Genomic DNA, 17,219 nt, shown 5'->3' with positions numbered 1-17,219 from the left:
TCTCATGGCGACAATCCGACCTGACGACAATGCAATAGACACCGCCGCAAGGCATTACGGCATCACTCTCGACCAGTCAGCCCGGCTCGAGTGGCCGGCACTGATCGACGGAGCACTGGGCTCCTACGACGTCGTCGACGAGTTGTACGCCGACGAGGCAACCCCGCCGACCACGTCACGTGAGCACACGGTGCCAACAGCGAGCGAAAATCCTTTGAGCGCTTGGTATGTGACCACAAGCATCCCGCCGACGTCGGACGGCGTCCTGACCGGCCGACGCGTGGCGATCAAGGACAACGTGACCGTGGCCGGAGTTCCGATGATGAACGGGTCTCGGACAGTAGAGGGGTTCACTCCGTCTCGCGACGCGACTGTGGTCACTCGACTACTGGCGGCCGGTGCAACCGTCGCGGGCAAAGCTGTGTGTGAGGACCTGTGTTTCTCCGGTTCGAGCTTCACACCGGCAAGCGGACCGGTCCGCAATCCATGGGACCCACAGCGTGAAGCAGGTGGATCATCCGGTGGCAGTGCGGCTCTCGTCGCAAACGGTGACGTCGATTTTGCCATCGGCGGGGATCAGGGTGGATCGATCCGGATCCCGGCGGCATTCTGCGGCGTCGTCGGACACAAGCCGACGTTCGGGCTCGTCCCGTATACCGGTGCATTTCCCATCGAGCGAACAATCGACCATCTCGGCCCGATCACACGCACGGTCCACGATGCCGCACTGATGCTCTCGGTCATCGCCGGTCGCGACGGTAACGACCCACGCCAAGCCGACAGCGTCGAAGCAGGTGACTATCTGTCCACCCTCGACTCCGATGTGGATGGTCTGCGAATCGGGATCGTTCGAGAAGGTTTCGGGCACGCGGTCTCACAGCCCGAGGTCGACGACGCAGTCCGCGCAGCGGCACACAGTCTGGCCGAAATCGGTTGCACGGTAGAGGAAGTAAACATCCCGTGGCACCTACATGCTTTCCACATCTGGAACGTGATCGCCACGGACGGTGGTGCCTACCAGATGTTGGACGGCAACGGATACGGCATGAACGCCGAAGGTTTGTACGATCCGGAACTGATGGCACACTTTGCTTCTCGACGCCTTCAGCACGCCGACGCTCTGTCCGAAACCGTCAAACTGGTGGCTCTGACCGGCCACCACGGCATCACCACCCTCGGCGGCGCGAGCTACGGCAAAGCCCGGAACCTCGTACCGCTCGCCCGCGCCGCCTACGACACTGCCTTGAGACAATTCGACGTCCTGGTGATGCCCACACTGCCCTACGTCGCATCCGAATTGCCGGCGAACGACGTGGATCGTGCAACCTTCATCACGAAGGCTCTCGGGATGATCGCCAACACAGCACCGTTCGACGTGACCGGACATCCGTCCCTGTCCGTTCCCGCCGGCCTGGTGAACGGGCTTCCGGTCGGAATGATGATCACCGGCAAGACCTTCGACGATGCGACGGTCCTCCGGGTCGGGCGCGCATTCGAAAAGCTTCGCGGCGCGTTTCCGACGCCTGCCGACCACATCTCCGACTCTGCACCACAACTCAGCCTCACCTAGTTCTGTATCCGCACTTGCACAACAAATTCCACCGATTCACACATGATCAGCCCGCATAGAAAAGGTGAACCAGATGTCAGTAACGATCGACCACACAACGGAGAACGCCGCACCGGCCCAGGCGCCGGTCTCCGACCGGGCGTGGGCACTGTTCCGCGCACTCGACGGTAAGGGATTGGTACCCGACGGTTACGTCGAAGGATGGAAGAAAACCTTCGAGGAGGACTTCAGTCCAAGGCGCGGAGCGGAATTGGTCGCGCGGGCGTGGACCGACCCCGAGTTCCGGCAGTTGCTTCTCACCGACGGTACCGCCGCGGTTGCCCAGTACGGATATCTGGGCCCCCAGGGCGAATACATCGTGGCAGTCGAAGACACCCCGACCCTCAAGAACGTGATCGTGTGCTCGCTGTGTTCATGCACCGCGTGGCCCATTCTCGGCCTGCCCCCTACCTGGTACAAGAGTTTCGAATACCGTGCGCGAGTGGTACGTGAGCCACGGAAGGTTCTCTCCGAGATGGGAACCGAGATCGCGTCGGACGTCGAGATCCGCGTCTACGACACCACCGCCGAAACTCGCTACATGGTTCTCCCGCAACGTCCCGCAGGCACCGAAGGCTGGAGCCAGGAACAGCTTCAAGAGATCGTCACCAAGGACTGCCTGATCGGCGTCGCAGTCCCGCAGGTCCCCACCGTCTGATCACCCCGACAAGAAAGAAGCACACCATGGATGGAGTACACGATCTTGCCGGAGTTCAAGGCTTCGGCAAAGTCCCGCATACCGTCAACGCCGACATCGGCCCCACCTTCCACGCCGAGTGGGAACACCTGCCGTACAGCCTGATGTTCGCCGGTGTCGCCGAACTCGGGGCATTCAGCGTCGACGAAGTTCGATACGTCGTCGAGCGGATGGAACCACGCCACTACATGATGACCCCGTACTACGAGAGGTACGTCATCGGCGTCGCGACACTGATGGTCGAAAAGGGAATCCTGACGCAGGAAGAACTCGAAAGCCTTGCAGGGGGACCGTTCCCACTGTCGCGGCCCAGCGAATCCGAAGGGCGGCCGGCACCCGCCGAGACGACCACCTTCGAAATCGGTCAGCGAGTACGCGTGCGCGACGAGTACGTTCCGGGGCATATTCGAATGCCTGCGTACTGCCGCGGACGAGTGGGAACCATCTCTCATCGGACTAGCGAGAAGTGGCCGTTTCCCGACGCAATCGGCCACGGGCGCAACGACGCCGGCGAAGAACCGACGTACCACGTGAAGTTCGCCGCCGAGGAATTGTTCGGTAGCGACACCGACGGCGGCAGCGTCGTAGTCGACCTTTTCGAGGGTTACCTCGAGCCTGCGGCCTGATCGTCCAACATTCCGGGCGGCGGTCACGCGATCACAGCGTTTCGCGTGACCGCCGCCTGATCACAGCAATTCTCTCATTCGGAAGGACACTGGAAATCATGGTCGACACACGACTTCCGGTCACGGTGCTGTCAGGTTTCCTGGGCGCCGGGAAGACGACACTACTCAACGAGATCCTGCGAAATCGAGAGGGTCGGCGGGTCGCGGTGATCGTCAACGACATGAGCGAAATCAACATCGACAGTGCAGAAGTCGAGCGTGAGATCTCGCTCAGTCGCTCCGAGGAGAAACTGGTCGAGATGACGAACGGCTGCATCTGCTGCACTCTGCGAGAGGATCTTCTCTCCGAGATCAGTGCCTTGGCCGCCGATGGCCGATTCGACTACCTACTCATCGAATCTTCCGGCATCTCCGAACCGCTTCCCGTCGCAGAGACGTTCACATTCATCGATACCGACGGCCACGCCCTCGCCGACGTCGCCCGACTCGACACCATGGTCACCGTCGTCGACGGCCACAGTTTTCTGCGCGACTACACGGCTGGGGGCCGCGTCGAAGCCGATGCCCCGGAAGACGAACGAGACATCGCGGATCTGCTTGTCGATCAGATCGAATTTGCCGACGTCATCCTGGTGAGCAAGGCCGATCTCGTCTCGCACCAGCACCTGGTCGAATTGACCGCAGTCCTGCGCTCTTTGAACGCATCCGCTGCGATAGTTCCGATGACGCTCGGTCGCATCCCACTCGACACGATTCTCGACACCGGTTTGTTCTCGCTCGAAAAGGCTGCACAGGCCCCCGGATGGTTACAAGAACTCCAAGGTGAACACACCCCCGAAACCGAAGAGTACGGAATCGGTTCGGTGGTGTACCGCGAGCGCGCGCCCTTCCACCCCCAACGCCTGCATGATTTCCTCAGCAGCGAGTGGACCAACGGAAAGTTGCTTCGAGCCAAGGGCTACTACTGGAATGCCGGTCGGTTCACCGAGATCGGGAGTATTTCTCAGGCCGGTCATCTCATTCGCCACGGATACGTCGGCCGTTGGTGGAAGTTTCTACCCCGTGACGAGTGGCCGGCCGACGATTACCGTCGTGACGGAATCCTCGACAAGTGGGAAGAACCCGTCGGAGACTGCCGACAAGAACTCGTCTTCATCGGCCAATCCATCGACCCGTCTCGACTGCACCGAGAACTCGACGCGTGTCTACTCACCACAGCCGAGATCGAACTCGGGCCAGACGTGTGGACCACCTGGAGCGACCCCCTGGGCGGCGGCTATACCGACCAGACCGTTTGATATTGGTCCGGTTTGCCGTAAGTTGTGCGCAATGGGGGTATCACGCAACCGAACTCGGGCGTTGTTGATCGTCGCGGCGATCGCAGCCGGGACCGTGGCCGCGGTGACGCCGGCGGGGGCCACCTGGACAACCGCGCCGATGTGCGGCGAGTGGCGGGTCGAAACCGTAGCGCAAGGGTTGGAACAGCTCGAAAACCTCGAGCCCGATGACAACGGCGGGTTCTACCTCTCCGGCGAGTCGAAGATCTATCACGTCGACGCCGCAGGACAGGTACGAACTGTCCTCGACGACATGGCTGCCCCTGGCGGTTTGCAACTCGACGGTTCGAGGCTGTCCTTCCTCACCAGACAGGACGGCAAGCTGTGGCACCTGGACACCTCGACGGATCAGCTGTCCGCACCCGTCGACTTCGCGGGCAACGGCCTGCTCCGGCTTCCCGACGGCGATCTGCTGACCACGTGGGTCGGAACAGAAGGCGGTCCGCCAAAGGGCGTCTCGCGCTATCTGCACGACTCCGGAGCCGTCGTTCCCAATTGGTCGACAGTGCCGCGTTCGGAGGGACTCGCGCTCAGTCCGGATCATCGAGCCGTGTACACCGATGACCTGTTCACCGGTCAGATCATTCGAGTGCCCTTGGATACCCCTGACGCGTGGACAGTTGTAGCGACGGTCCCGAGCCTGATACCCGGACTCGACGATCTGACCATGTCGCAGGATGGAATGCTCTACGCCGCTGCTCACGTCGAAGGCTCGATCTATCGCGTACACCCTGAAACCGGCACTTCCTGCGTCGTCGCTTCGGGTCTGTCGAATGGGTGGAACGGGCCGAGTTCAGTGCGTATAGGACAGGACGGCGACGGCTGGGCGCTCTACGTCACCGGCTTCGACGGAACGCTGCGTCGCCTGGTACCTCCGTCGGGCGTCGAACTCGCACCCGTCCGCTGACGCCGATCTCTTCGGCACGAGATTCCCCGACCTGGCGATACTTAAAATCACGCTGATTTGAAGGCATGCCCGCAGCGCAACGGCCCCTTGTCCGAAAACTGTCAACAGTTCTACACGGAGAAATGGCTACCCTTAGGTTTACGCTGCACGCATGTTTTCTTCCGTCGCAGCGAAGATCCGCCTGGTGGTGGCACTGCTCCTCACTGCCCTCCTGGCGCTGACTCTGTCATCGTGCTCGAGTGGCTCGGATTCGTCGGCAGCCCCCACAGACCTGTGTGCACCTCCAGGAGTGGGAGCTGCAACCGCGGCGCCCACCAATCTGGACGCGGCAGCGGGTGCGGGCGCCGAAGACCGCTACACCACGGCCACCGTCACCCCGGTCGATCAGATCGACACCTCGAAGCTGAATCTGATCAAACCCGGGGTCATCACGGTCGGCACGCTCGGTGACGCGCCCCCGAGCATCTGCGTCAACTCCGAGAATCAGTACACCGGATACGACAACGAGCTGTTGAAGGCCGTCGCGGACAAGCTGGGCCTGAAGGTCGAGTTCGTCGGCACCGAGTTCGCCGGGCTTCTCGCCCAGGTTGCCGGTCGACGCTTCGACGTCGGCTCGTCGTCCATCACCACCACGGACGACCGTCGCAACACCGTCGGCTTCACCAACGGTTACGACTTCGGATACTTCTCCCTCGTCGTGCCTAACGGCAGCCCGATCACCGGCTTCGGAGACCTGGACGCATCAAAGCGCATCGGCGTCGTACAGGGAACCGTGCAGGACGACTACGTCGTGAACACGCTCAAGCTCGATCCCGTGAAGTTTCCCGACTACGCCACGGCGTACGCGAACCTCAAGTCCGGACAGATCGACGCCTGGGTAGCTCCGTCTCAGCAGGCCGAAGGTGCAATCGCTCCCGGTGATCCGACCTCGATCATCCAGAACACCTTCTCGGTCAACAACTTCGTCGGCTGGGCGGTGAACAAGGAAAACCAGCCGCTGATCGACGCCCTCAACTCCGGCCTCGACGCAGTCATCGACGACGGAACCTGGTCTCAGCTGTACGCCGACTGGGTACCGCGCCAACTCCCTGAAGGCTGGAAGCCCGGATCCAAGGCCGCGGCCACTCCGGAACTGCCCGACTTCGCAGCCATTGCCGCGGAAAACGCAGCAAACGGCGACGGTGGCGATACCGCGTCGTACCAACCGAAGTCGACGCTCGAACAGCTCAAGGACACGTTCTTCGACTGGGATCTGTACAAGAAGGCATTCCCCGATCTCCTCAAGACCGGTCTTCCCAACACCCTGATCCTTGCGCTCGCGTCCGGCATCATCGGCACGATCCTCGGCATGCTGCTCGCTGTCGCCGGTATCTCGCGCACCCGTTGGCTGCGCTGGCCGGCCCGCGTCTACACCGACATCTTCCGTGGCCTGCCCGCAGTCGTCATCATCTTGATCATCGGGCTCGGCGTCGGACCGATCGTCAAGGGAATCACCGGTAGCAATCCGTACTGGCTCGGTGTCGCAGCGCTGTCACTGCTCGCGTCGGCATACATCGGTGAGATCTTCAGATCCGGAATCCAGAGCGTCGAGTCCGGGCAGCTCGAGGCTTCACGTGCCCTCGGTTTCAGCTACCGAAAGTCCATGTCGCTGGTCGTCATCCCGCAGGGTGTACGACGCGTTCTGCCGGCGTTGATGAACCAGTTCATCTCGCTGATCAAGGACTCGTCGCTGATCTACTTCCTCGGTCTCCTCGTCACCCAGCGGGAACTCTTTGCCGTCGGACGTGATCTCAACGCCCAGACCGGCAGCCTGTCCCCGCTCGTTGCGGCAGGCTTGTTCTACCTTGCTCTGACCATCCCGCTGACGCACCTCGTCAACTACATCGACAACCGACTCCGGACCGGACGCGCCGACACTTCAGGCACGTTGGATCCGCTCGAGCAGGCCATCGTCGTGGAAAGGGGCTGAGGACATGACCACCAGCTCTGAACTGAAGTCCGTATCGCTCACCGGCAAGGACCTGCATCTGTCCTTCGGCACCAACAAGGTGCTTCGCGGCGTCAACCTGCACGTCGACGCCGGAAACACCGTCACCGTCATCGGGCCCTCCGGTTCGGGCAAGTCGACGCTCCTGCGCGTGCTGAACCGTCTGCACGAGCCCGAGCAGGGTGACGTGCTGCTCGACGGGAAGTCCGTCCTGAAGGACAACCCCGACGAGCTACGCCAGCGGATCGGCATGGTGTTCCAGCACTTCAACCTGTTCCCACACAAGACCGTCGCCGAGAACATCGCACTCGGGCCGAACAAGCTCAAGGGTTTGTCGAAGGAGCAAGCTCGGGCGCTCGCGCTCGAGCAGCTGGATCTGGTGGGGCTCAGGGAGAAGGCCGACTCGCGGCCCGGCAACCTTTCGGGTGGTCAGCAGCAGCGCGTCGCCATTGCCCGCGCCCTGGCGATGAAGCCCGAGGTCATGTTCTTCGACGAGGCGACGTCAGCTCTCGACCCCGAACTGGTCAAGGGTGTTCTGGCATTGATGGCCGATCTCGCGAAGTCCGGCATGACCATGGTCGTCGTGACGCACGAAATGGGTTTCGCGCGTTCCGTTTCCGACAAGGTGCTGTTCATGGATCGCGGCGCCGTTGTCGAAACCGGTACTCCGGAACAGCTTTTCGACGATCCCGAAACAGATCGACTGCAGGCGTTCCTCTCACAGGTTCTCTGACTCAGGGGCGCTTGCAGGGGATCGACGGGCGTTGATCCTCGACGCCTGAAGCATCAGATGGTCGCGTTCGGCGAGGTTGGATGCCTTGTGCGCTGCATCGGCATACAACCTCGCCGCCGACTCCAGGTCTCCGTCGCGTTCACGCAGATAGGCCTCGACTGCGGCATGGCGTGGAAGTGAATCGTCCAGCGCTGCAAGAGCTGCCAATCCGGCGCGTGGCCCGTCCGCCTCGCCGACCGCCACCGCTCGGTTGAGCCGGACGATCGGGCTGTCGGTCAGGGCTGCGAGTTCGTCGTACCACTCCACGATCTGCACCCAATCGGTCTCGTCTGCTGTGAAAGCGTCGGCATGGAGTGCGGCAATGGCGGCCTGGGCCTGGAACTCACCGAGCCGGTCGCGGGCGAGAGCTGACTGGAGGATTGCGACTCCTTCGGCAATCGAATCGGTGTCCCACCGGCTGCGATCCTGCTCGGCTAGCGGAACCAGACTGCCGTCCGCGGCAGTTCGCGCGGCTCGACGAGCGTGATGGAGCAGCATCAGTGCGAGCAACCCTGCGACTTCGGGGTGATCGATCGCGGCCGCCAACTGCCGGGTGAGCCGGATGGCCTCGGCAGCCAGGTCGACGTCGCCGGAGTACCCCTCGTTGAAGACCAGATAAAGGACACGCAGGACGGTGGCGACATCGCCGGGTTGCTCGAACCGGACGCCGGAGACCGTGCGCTTGGCTCGGCTGATGCGCTGAGCCATAGTCGCCTCGGGCACCAGGTAGGCCTGCGCAATCTGGCGGGTGGTCAGCCCGCCGACAGCGCGCAGCGTGAGTGCGACGGCGGACGACGGCGTCAACGACGGGTGCGCGCACAGAAAGTAGAGCTGGAGTGTGTCGTCCACGCCCGGCACCGACCCGCTGACCGGCCGCTCGCCTGGCTGCTCGTCAGCCAGAAACTCCCGCTTACGGCGAGCCGCATCCGAACGGATCCCGTCGAGGAACCGCCGCCAGGCCACCGTGACCAGCCAGCCCTTCGGGTCCCGCGGCGGGTTGTCCGGCCAGACCCTGACCGCCTCGAGCAGAGCGTCCTGCACGGCGTCCTCGGCCGACGCGAAATCTGCTCCGCGGCGGACGAGGATGCCGAGCACGCTCGGAGTCAGACTCCGAAGCAGGGCGTCGTCCATGACAGGTTTCAGTCCGTGATGGTCGGCGGCTCGGTCAGGAACGGGCGCAGTTCGAGCCATTCGTGAATCGGCTTCCCGCCTGCGCCGGGCGCGGCCGAGAGCTCGCCGGCCAATTGGACGGCACGGTCGTAGTTGTCGACGTCGATCACCATCCAGCCGGCAATGAGGTCCTTGGTTTCCGCGAACGGACCGTCGGTGACCGGGGGGCGACCCTCACCGTCGTATCGGACAAAGGTGCCCTCAGGAGCGAGAGCCTGACCGTCGACGAACTCGCCCGCCTTCTCGAGCCGATCCGCGAAGTCCTGCATGTACTTCACGTGGGCAGTGATCTCGTCCGGCGTCCACTGGTCCATCGGCACGTCGTTGACTGCAGCCGGAGCGCCGCGGTAGTGCTTGAGCAGCAAGTACTTGGCCATCGTGAATCTCCTCTGTGTCGGTGCCACCCATTCTGGTCGCACTTCACTACAGGGACGAAGCAAGTCGGGGATTCTCGACATCGCGGGGCCTTCGGCCCTGTGCGCCTTTTTGGTAGTGCCCGCAACCAGAAAGGCGCACGGGGCCGAGGGCCCTAAATCCACCCCTGCCGGCGGGCGATCACCGCTGCTTCGTGCCGGTTGGCAGCACCGAGTTTGGTGACAGCTGACGACAAATAGTTTCGGGTGGTACCCGCAGACAGGTGTGCCCGGGAAGCGATCTGCTCGATGGATGCCCCGTCGGCCGCGTATTCGAGTACGTCCGCCTCGCGCGGAGTAAGCGGTGAGTCGCCGGCGCCGATCGCCTCGGCAGCCAACGACGGATCGACGTACCGCCCGCCCGCGTGGACGCTGCGGACCACCTCGGCGAGCGTCGCCGCAGGCGTCGTCTTCGGCAGAAATCCTCGGACGCCTGCTGACAGTGCCTTCTTCAGATACCCGGGACGCCCGTGGCTCGTCACGATGATCGAGACGCACCCCGAGACCGTCTGCGCAATCTGTTGCGCCGTCTCGATGCCGTCGATACCTGCCATTTGAAGGTCGAGCACGGCTACGTCAGGTTGATGTTTTGCAGCAGCGACCACGGCATCCTCGCCGGATTCGGCTTCCGCGACGACAACGATGTCGTCCTCGAGCGACAACATCATGGCCAGAGCCGAGCGGATCAGGTTCTCGTCGTCGGCCAGCAGTACCTTGATCGGCTCGGTCACCGAGACTCCTTCGTTCGGGACGGAAAGTGGGCGGTGAGGGTGAAGCGATCTTCGTCCTGCACGGTTTCGACAATTCCTCCGACGGCGCCGACGCGCTCGCGCAATCCGTTCAGGCCGGTTCCGTTGTTCGGCTCTGCGATCCGTGCGCCGTCGTTGGCGATCACGACGCCGTCCGCGAACACTTCGATGCTGCAATTCTCGGCACTGGAGTGCCGGAGAATGTTGGTGACGCCTTCACGGACGACCCAGGCGGCAGCTTCGGCCAGTTCCACCGGCAGCTGATCTGCCGATCCACGTATCGCGGTGGAGATTCCGGCGGCCTCGAGCAGAGACTGCGCACCGGCCAGCTCGGACGCCAAGGCGATGGACCGGTATCCCCGAACCAACTCGCGCGCTTCGTCGAGTGAATCTTGCGCAAGTTCGCGTACTTCGTCCATCTGCGCGGCGGCACGATCGTCGCCGCGTCGTGAAAGAGTAGCTGCAAGTTCACTTTTCACCGCAATTGCAGACAGTGCCCGCCCTACGACGTCATGGAGATCGCGTGAAAATCGCAACCGTTCCTCGGCGACGGACAGAGCGGCAGCGGCTCCGCGTGCCTCGTCCAATTCGGTGACCATCCGCAGCAGCCACACCGACATGTAGACGGTCAGCCCCATGAAGGCGGCGACGATTCCGACGGACACGCCGCTTTCCGGACCCGCAAGCAGTCCCAGTACAACCCCGGCGGCCACCGAGCCCACGATCAGCCAGCGCAACGACGTCAACCCCGCAAGGGGCACGACAAGGATTGCCGCCAGCCAGAAGTACGGGCCGTTCTCGCCATTGCTTCCCAAGGCAATTCCCGCCGAGCAGAACGCCGACAACGTCATCACGGCAAGAGGAATCTGGACGGGCTTGGCCACGACTCCGCCCAGATCAGGCATCCGAGACACGGCGATGACGCACGCAACGGCACTGATTCCGAGGAAGACACCCGACAGGTACCGATCCGCAACTATCTCGGTGACCGCACCGAAGCCACCGAAAACCACTGCGACCATGATGAACGATTGCCGCGTGTAGAGGCGAACCTTGTCGACGTTCGACGCGGTTCGCCACGTCCGTCTCGGATTCCAGCGTCCGAAGTTCTGCGCGATCATGCCCATTACCTTCTCAGAGTTCTACGAACGCGGTTCCCAGCGGAAGTGGACGTTCGCGATCAGAACCGAACCGACGATCCACGCCAGCATGACCAACAACGGTTGCGCAGCCGAACCGAAGGTGTCGACAAATCCCGCTGCCGCACCGGGCGCATCGCCCAGATCAGCCAGTTCGCCAGTGGTCCGCCCCAGCCATCCGAGATTGAGAAGGTCGACTACCGCGGCCAGCGGAGTGAAATCGAGAATGCGAGCAACGTTGTCCGGCACGACATTCCTGATCGAAGACATACCTGCCGTCGCCAGAATCAGAATCGGCATGCAGGTGATCTGCGCCGCCTCTGCATTTCGCGTTACAGCCGAAGTGATCAACGCCAGCGCCGTGAAGAGCGCGGCGCCGCCGATCACCGCGACCAGCACCAGGACCGGATTGACCGGAGCACTACCGCCCAGAACCATCACGGCGATTCCGATCACCACCGTCAACAGGCCGGTGAGAACCCACGACGGCACTGCCGGGCCCGCGAGGATCTCGGCGTCGCTGCATTCCCCTGTCCGTAGTCGCTTGAGAACCAACTCGTCACGACGCGTCGCGTACACCGACAGGAGGTTGTAGAAGACCACGAACACGAGCAGGAAGAGTGCAAACACCTCGAGGCCTGCCGACACCGACTTGTCCGACAACCCGCCATCGCGCGACAGGTACAGCATCCCCACGGGAAAGATCAACGGGAGGACGATTGCGTTGAAGAGCAACAGTCGATTTCGTCCCAGGAGCGTAAACTCCGAACGAGACAGGGTTGCTATGCGGTTCATGCCGACGCTCCTTCGAGAGTTGCGTGATGATCGAATTGGTCTGCAATGGAGAGGAATACGGTCTCCAGGGATGCCGCGCGGGCATCCAGTCCGGTCAGCAGGATGTTGTTGTGCTGTCCCCACAGCAGCAGTTCCGTCAGCGTCTCCTGCACTGTGCGAGTGGTGATCACCACCAGATCGTTTTCGACGCGTACCTCGGCGCCGGCCAGGGCCGGGAGCGGAAGACCGGGACGGTGCAGTTTGATCTGAGCGGGATGATCCGCAACGACGTCCGCCACGGTTCCGCTGCGCACCACCGATCCTCGGTGCATGATCGCCAACTGGTCGCACAGGGACTCGGCTTCGTCCAGGTAATGCGTCGTCAACATGATGGTGACGCCCGACGCTTTCAAGTCAGCGATCAATTGCCAAGTGTTACGTCGACTTTCGGGATCCAAACCAGTAGTCGGCTCGTCGAGAAACAGGACGAGTGGCCGGCCGATGATCGCGCACGCCAGATCCAGTCGCCGCGCCTCACCTCCCGAGAGGAACTTCACGCGGGTATCACCACGGTCACGCATGTCCACGCGCTCGAGCACCTCGTCCACGGGCAGCGGATTCGAGCAGGTTCCGGCCCACATCGCCAAACTCTCACGAGCAGTCAGGTCTTGGGGCAAGCCACCCTTCTGGAGCATGATGCCAAGCGACGGGCGAATCTGCTTGCGGTTGCGCACCGGATCCATGCCCAGAACGCGCACCGTTCCGGCACTGGATCGTGAAAGACCCTGAATCACTTGGAGAGTGGACGTCTTGCCGGCACCATTGGTTCCGAGGAGGCCGAACAGCTCGCCTTCCTGAACACTCAGATCCAGATTGCGAACAGCATCGAACGCCTCCTTACCGGAGCCGTAACGCCGCGACATTCCGACTACGTCGATCACGGGATCGCCCTTCATCGCTGCGCCTCCGCTCGGTTCCAGCCGCGCAGTCCGATCACGAATCGGATACCCGCATAGACAGCGAGAGCGGCAACAAGAATCCAGAACACGGGATTGGAGCCGATGATCGCGAACAGCACTCCGATGATCGCAATATTCACGACGATCACAACAAGTTCGCGGCCCATCGTGGGTGCGGGTCCGATGTCCATCAGGTCCGTCAGGAGGCTTCCCTCATGTGGTTCTCTCATGCATCCAAGCTTCGCCGGAAGTCAGAGCCGAAAACAGTGCACTGCGTCATCACCTGCGGTGACACCGTCACGGATCAGCGATGACAAATGTCATGCGACGTCCCCGCGGGGACGCGTCGTAAACCGCGGGTAAGGGTCACCTCGTTGTTTTGCCGTTCATTTTTACGTTCCTTTACCCTTGCTTAGAGCTTCTACGGTTCCCGAAGTCCGTACATCGAATCTCGGGAGTTCACGGTGGCTATCAAGCCTTTGGCCTTGTTCGTCAAACACGACGGCGTGTCTGCGCGCGCGTCGATCACCTGCCAGTACAAGTGCGGAAACGCGTGCTCTCACGAGGTCCCCAACACCTCGGGCGGCGAGTACTTCCGCGACATCGCACGCACAGCGCTGAGTCGTCGCGGCTTGCTCCGGGGCAGCGGCATGGCAGTCCTCGCGGTGGGAGCGGGCAGCGCCCTCGTTGCCTGTTCGGACGAATCCGCAAGTGCCGAACCGGGAACCGGATCGACGAGCGGCAGCAGCAGCGGATCGACACCAGCGGGGACGAACTTCGGCGCCGTCGCGCCCAACAAGGAAGACAAGGTCACCGTCCCTGACGGATACGATCAAGCCGTCGTGATTCGCTGGGGTGACGCCGTTCTCGCCGGCGCCCCGGCTTTCGACTTCGACAAGCAGACTGCGGCAGCGCAGGAACTGCAGTTCGGATTCAACAACGACTTCGCCGGATTGCTCCCGGTCGACGGGCAGCCCAACACCTACCTACTCGTGGTCAATCACGAATACTCCACCGAGCCGGCGATGTTCCGCGGCTACGATGCGGAGAACCCGACCGAGGAGCAGTTCAAGATCGGCCTCGCCAGCCACGGACTGTCGGTCGTGCAGGTCAAGGGCGAATCCGACAACGGCAAGCTGGTACCGGAGATCGGATCGAACAACCGCCGCATCACCGGAACCACGGAATTTGTCGTGACCGGCCCCGCTGCAGGTAGCGACTTCCTCAAGACGAGTGCCGATCCCACGGGAACCAAAGTGCTCGGCACCCTCAACAATTGCGCCGGCGGCGTCACCCCTTGGGGCACAGTGCTTTCCGGCGAAGAGAACTTCAACCAGTACTTCGCGAACGCCGAGGGTGTCACCGATCCCACGGTGGCAGCACGGCTGAAGCGCTACGGTCTTGCCGGTGCCGCTTCCGAGCGCAAGTGGGAACGCTTCGACAAGCGGTTCGATCTGGTCGCAGAACCCAACGAGGTCAACCGATTCGGATACGTCGTCGAGATCGATCCCTGGGATCCGTCGTCGACTCCGATCAAGCACACAGCGCTCGGACGTTTCAAGCACGAAGCCGCCACCATTTACATCACGGCGGACGGCACCGTCGTCGCCTACAGCGGCGACGACGAGCGCTTCGACTACATGTACAAGTTCGTCTCCAGCCGAAAGATGCAGGACGGCAAGAGTCAAGCAGCCATGCGCCACAACATGACTCTGCTCGACGCCGGAACACTGTACGTCGCAAAGCTCAGCGGAAACTCCGCCGGCGAGATCGACGGCAGCGGCAAACTTCCGTCGGACGGCAAGTTCGACGGAACCGGCGAGTGGGTAGCCATCCTGCGCACCGGCGAAGACGGCAAGGGCGAATCGCTGGTAGACGGTATGAGCGCCGAAGAGGTCGCCGTCTTCACCCGCCAGGCCGGTGACAAGGTCGGGGCAACGAAGATGGATCGCCCCGAGGACTTCGAGGCAAACCCGAAGAGCGGCAAGGTTTACGTCGCACTGACCAACAACACCAAGCGCGGAGTCGACGGTGGCGCCGCGGCCGACGAGGCGAACCCGAGGAACAACAACAAGAACGGCCAGGTCCTCGAAATCACCGACGACCACGCCGGCACCACCTTCGGCTGGAATCTTCTTCTCGTCTGCGGAGATCCGGCCACAGCCGATACTTACTTCGGCGGGTTCGACAAGAGCAAGGTCAGCCCCATCTCATGCCCGGACAACCTTGCCTTCGACCCGCACGGCAATCTGTGGATCTCCACCGACGGCAACGCACTCAAGTCCAACGACGGGCTGTTCAGCGTTGTCCTCGAAGGCGAAAACCGCGGTGAGACAAAGCAGTTCCTCACCGTTCCCGTCGGCGCCGAAACCTGCGGCCCCATCGTGGACGAGAAGCGCGTCATCGTCTGCGTCCAGCACCCCGGCGAGACCGACGACGCCAGCATCGAAAGCCCCGCATCCCATTGGCCCGACGGTGGTTCCGCCCAGCCTCGCCCGTCGGTAGTTGCAGCCTGGAAGAAGGACGGATCTCGGCTCGGCTCGTAACACACATGAAAACGACGTGGGGCAGATCGCATACTCTGCGATCTGCCCCACGTCGTTTACCTCAGATTCTCAAGAGAATCAGTTGTCACCGTCCTCGCGACGCTTACGCGTCAGGAGAACAACACCCGTTCCCAGCGCCAGCAGCAGAACCAATCCACCTGCTGCGAGCAACCCGGTGTTCACGCCACTCTCACCAGCGCCACCACCCGAGTTGATCGTCCCGCCCTGAGGAGCAGACGGCTTCGGCTGACCCGGCTGACCCGGGTTTGCTGTCGGCGGCTTCGGCTGTCCCGGAACCGTGCTCGGAACCGGCTGACCCGGAACCGTCGGCGGTACGACGATCGGAGGCACAACGACGATCGGGGGAATGATGATCGTCGGTGTAACCGGCACCGTCGTGTTCGGAACCGTCGTGGTCGGCGGAACTGTCGTGACCGGCGGCGTTGTCGTCGGCGGCGTCGTTGTCGTCACGCCACACGGATCCACAATCTCTTCCGCGACAACTTCTTCTGTCGTGGTCTCCTCTGTGGTGGTCTCCTCCGCGGTGGTGGATTCCTCCGTACCGGTCACATCAGCGTCACCGGCAGTGATCGCGCTAGCCGTCGTCGTCGCAACCGTTGTCGTCGGAACCATCCGCGTGGTCGTCGTCGGAGGAACACAGGGCTCCGTCGTGACCGGCGGCGTCGTGGTGGTAGTCGGCGGCACCGTAGTGGTGGTCTCCGGCGGGTCTATCGGGTGTTCGGTGCAGAGAGCGTCGCCCGGGACACAGTCCACTGGCGGGTTCTCGCCACCAACCACCAGGTAGTTGTTCAGGACACCCGGAGTGTATCCGGGACCTGACAACGTTCCGATCTCAGGATTGACCTTGACGGTGTACGTCACTGTCGCGGTCTCGCCCTTGGCCAGCTTTCCGGTGACCGTGAAGACGTTGTCGACGACACCCGAAACAACCAGCGTGGAAGTGGTAGCCGGATCCTTCGTCATTACTGCATCGTCGAGAACGTCGGTGAGATCGTCGTAGAAACTGATCTCACCATCCGCGGTGCCCACATTCTTGAACGTGAGCGTGTACGTGATCTCCTGGCCGCCAACCACACGGTTCGTGGTGGACGGAACAGAGGACTTCAGTACCTCGATCGCGGGTGTGCCATCCACCGGATGCTCGGTCGTCACCGGCGGAGGAGTGATCTCCGGACCGGTCGGCGGCTTCGCAGTACCGGTGACCTTGTTGTTGATCAGAACCCCGCCGGCAACACCGTCGTTGATCTTCACCTGGTAGGTCAGGACAACAGACTTACCGGCTTCCAATGCACCGGTCCAGGTGAGCGTGGTGCCCGACAGGGTCGGAGCAGCACCGTCGACACCGTCGACAGTCGCCTTGAGCGAACCGTCCACTAACGTCGCGTTGTCGAGAACCTTCGACAGATCATCGGTCAACACCACCGGATCAAGAGTCGTGTTACCCGTGTTCGCACCCGTCACCGTATACGTGATCGTCTGACCCGCAGCAACATTGGTACCCGACGCAGGATCG

16 protein-coding genes are annotated in these 17,219 nt (G+C 62.4%); 8 read left to right on the top strand and 8 right to left on the bottom strand.

From position 1 onward, the window contains the following. Positions 1-4: 4 nt before the first annotated feature. From ASU23_RS30225 to ASU23_RS30195, 7 genes are all read left to right on the top strand, one after another. Positions 5-1,570: an amidase gene (locus ASU23_RS30225; protein ID WP_058039327.1), complete on the top strand. Its 1,566-nt coding sequence runs from the start codon at positions 5-7 to the stop codon at positions 1,568-1,570. A gap of 73 nt (positions 1,571-1,643) precedes the next feature. Further along, positions 1,644-2,267, top strand: coding sequence for a nitrile hydratase subunit alpha (gene nthA, locus ASU23_RS30220; RefSeq protein ID WP_042450854.1), 624 nt, complete (start codon positions 1,644-1,646; stop codon positions 2,265-2,267). 26 nt (positions 2,268-2,293) lie between these two features. Next, positions 2,294-2,932, top strand: coding sequence for a nitrile hydratase subunit beta (nthB, locus tag ASU23_RS30215; protein ID WP_058039326.1), 639 nt, complete (start codon positions 2,294-2,296; stop codon positions 2,930-2,932). Between the two features lie 98 nt (positions 2,933-3,030). After that, a complete protein-coding gene (zigA, locus tag ASU23_RS30210) occupies positions 3,031-4,230 on the top strand; it encodes a zinc metallochaperone GTPase ZigA (RefSeq protein WP_058039325.1) in 1,200 nt (399 codons plus the stop codon). Between the two features lie 31 nt (positions 4,231-4,261). After that, complete coding sequence (locus ASU23_RS30205; RefSeq protein ID WP_042924343.1) at positions 4,262-5,176, top strand: SMP-30/gluconolactonase/LRE family protein; 915 nt, start codon at positions 4,262-4,264, stop codon at positions 5,174-5,176. A gap of 151 nt (positions 5,177-5,327) precedes the next feature. After that, a complete protein-coding gene (locus ASU23_RS30200; RefSeq protein WP_003946057.1) occupies positions 5,328-7,145 on the top strand; it encodes an ABC transporter substrate-binding protein/permease in 1,818 nt (605 codons plus the stop codon). 4 nt (positions 7,146-7,149) lie between these two features. Next, the gene (locus ASU23_RS30195) at positions 7,150-7,896 is read left to right on the top strand and encodes an amino acid ABC transporter ATP-binding protein (RefSeq protein ID WP_003946070.1); all 747 of its coding nucleotides are present in this window, start codon (positions 7,150-7,152) and stop codon (positions 7,894-7,896) included. On the opposite strand, the gene ASU23_RS30190 is transcribed toward ASU23_RS30195, so the two are convergent. The 7 genes from ASU23_RS30190 to ASU23_RS30160 form a co-directional block, all read right to left on the bottom strand. Then, positions 7,882-9,066: an RNA polymerase sigma factor gene (locus ASU23_RS30190; protein WP_054187259.1), complete on the bottom strand. Its 1,185-nt coding sequence runs from the start codon at positions 9,064-9,066 to the stop codon at positions 7,882-7,884. The genes ASU23_RS30195 and ASU23_RS30190 overlap by 15 nt on opposite strands. A gap of 8 nt (positions 9,067-9,074) precedes the next feature. Then, complete coding sequence (locus ASU23_RS30185; RefSeq protein WP_003945999.1) at positions 9,075-9,482, bottom strand: YciI family protein; 408 nt, start codon at positions 9,480-9,482, stop codon at positions 9,075-9,077. Positions 9,483-9,634: 152 nt separating this feature from the next. Further along, complete coding sequence (locus ASU23_RS30180) at positions 9,635-10,249, bottom strand: response regulator transcription factor (RefSeq protein WP_003946002.1); 615 nt, start codon at positions 10,247-10,249, stop codon at positions 9,635-9,637. Next, positions 10,246-11,388 carry a sensor histidine kinase gene (locus ASU23_RS30175; protein ID WP_007735262.1) on the bottom strand — a complete coding sequence of 381 codons (1,143 nt, stop codon included), beginning with the start codon at positions 11,386-11,388 and terminating at the stop codon, positions 10,246-10,248. Before ASU23_RS30175 ends, ASU23_RS30180 begins: the two co-directional genes overlap by 4 nt. A 21-nt stretch (positions 11,389-11,409) precedes the next feature. Continuing rightward, complete coding sequence (locus ASU23_RS30170; protein WP_003946064.1) at positions 11,410-12,201, bottom strand: ABC transporter permease; 792 nt, start codon at positions 12,199-12,201, stop codon at positions 11,410-11,412. Continuing rightward, a complete protein-coding gene (locus ASU23_RS30165) occupies positions 12,198-13,136 on the bottom strand; it encodes an ABC transporter ATP-binding protein (protein WP_058039324.1) in 939 nt (312 codons plus the stop codon). The genes ASU23_RS30170 and ASU23_RS30165 overlap by 4 nt, the downstream gene beginning before the upstream one ends. Continuing rightward, a complete protein-coding gene (locus ASU23_RS30160) occupies positions 13,133-13,369 on the bottom strand; it encodes a hypothetical protein (RefSeq protein ID WP_228401538.1) in 237 nt (78 codons plus the stop codon). The genes ASU23_RS30165 and ASU23_RS30160 overlap by 4 nt, the downstream gene beginning before the upstream one ends. Before the next feature lie 234 nt (positions 13,370-13,603). Here ASU23_RS30160 and ASU23_RS30155 point away from each other — a divergent pair, with 234 nt between their 5' ends. Continuing rightward, positions 13,604-15,685 carry a PhoX family phosphatase gene (locus ASU23_RS30155; RefSeq protein ID WP_058039323.1) on the top strand — a complete coding sequence of 694 codons (2,082 nt, stop codon included), beginning with the start codon at positions 13,604-13,606 and terminating at the stop codon, positions 15,683-15,685. Positions 15,686-15,763: 78 nt separating this feature from the next. On the opposite strand, the gene ASU23_RS30150 is transcribed toward ASU23_RS30155, so the two are convergent. Next, a partial coding sequence (locus tag ASU23_RS30150; RefSeq protein ID WP_156423210.1) for an isopeptide-forming domain-containing fimbrial protein occupies positions 15,764-17,219 on the bottom strand: 1,456 nt, incomplete at its 5' end.

Origin of the sequence: Rhodococcus sp. KB6, from assembly GCF_001445685.1 — a bacterium.
GTDB classification, from domain to species: Bacteria; Actinomycetota; Actinomycetes; order Mycobacteriales; family Mycobacteriaceae; genus Rhodococcus_F; species Rhodococcus_F qingshengii.
Note: the sequence above shows the minus strand (reverse complement) of the source record. Positions and strands in the feature narration are given on the sequence as shown.

What these genes read in the sequence shown, in the direction of transcription:
- ASU23_RS30225 (WP_058039327.1), top strand. Translation starts at nt 5, where the DNA reads ATGGCGACAATCCGACCTGACGACAATGCAATAGACACCGCCGCAAGG.
- nthA (WP_042450854.1), top strand. Translation starts at nt 1,644, where the DNA reads ATGTCAGTAACGATCGACCACACAACGGAGAACGCCGCACCGGCCCAG.
- nthB (WP_058039326.1), top strand. Translation starts at nt 2,294, where the DNA reads ATGGATGGAGTACACGATCTTGCCGGAGTTCAAGGCTTCGGCAAAGTC.
- zigA (WP_058039325.1), top strand. Translation starts at nt 3,031, where the DNA reads ATGGTCGACACACGACTTCCGGTCACGGTGCTGTCAGGTTTCCTGGGC.
- ASU23_RS30205 (WP_042924343.1), top strand. Translation starts at nt 4,262, where the DNA reads ATGGGGGTATCACGCAACCGAACTCGGGCGTTGTTGATCGTCGCGGCG.
- ASU23_RS30200 (WP_003946057.1), top strand. Translation starts at nt 5,328, where the DNA reads ATGTTTTCTTCCGTCGCAGCGAAGATCCGCCTGGTGGTGGCACTGCTC.
- ASU23_RS30195 (WP_003946070.1), top strand. Translation starts at nt 7,150, where the DNA reads ATGACCACCAGCTCTGAACTGAAGTCCGTATCGCTCACCGGCAAGGAC.
- ASU23_RS30190 (WP_054187259.1), bottom strand. Translation starts at nt 9,066, where the DNA reads ATGGACGACGCCCTGCTTCGGAGTCTGACTCCGAGCGTGCTCGGCATC.
- ASU23_RS30185 (WP_003945999.1), bottom strand. Translation starts at nt 9,482, where the DNA reads ATGGCCAAGTACTTGCTGCTCAAGCACTACCGCGGCGCTCCGGCTGCA.
- ASU23_RS30175 (WP_007735262.1), bottom strand. Translation starts at nt 11,388, where the DNA reads ATGATCGCGCAGAACTTCGGACGCTGGAATCCGAGACGGACGTGGCGA.
- ASU23_RS30170 (WP_003946064.1), bottom strand. Translation starts at nt 12,201, where the DNA reads ATGAACCGCATAGCAACCCTGTCTCGTTCGGAGTTTACGCTCCTGGGA.
- ASU23_RS30165 (WP_058039324.1), bottom strand. Translation starts at nt 13,136, where the DNA reads ATGAAGGGCGATCCCGTGATCGACGTAGTCGGAATGTCGCGGCGTTAC.
- ASU23_RS30160 (WP_228401538.1), bottom strand. Translation starts at nt 13,369, where the DNA reads ATGAGAGAACCACATGAGGGAAGCCTCCTGACGGACCTGATGGACATC.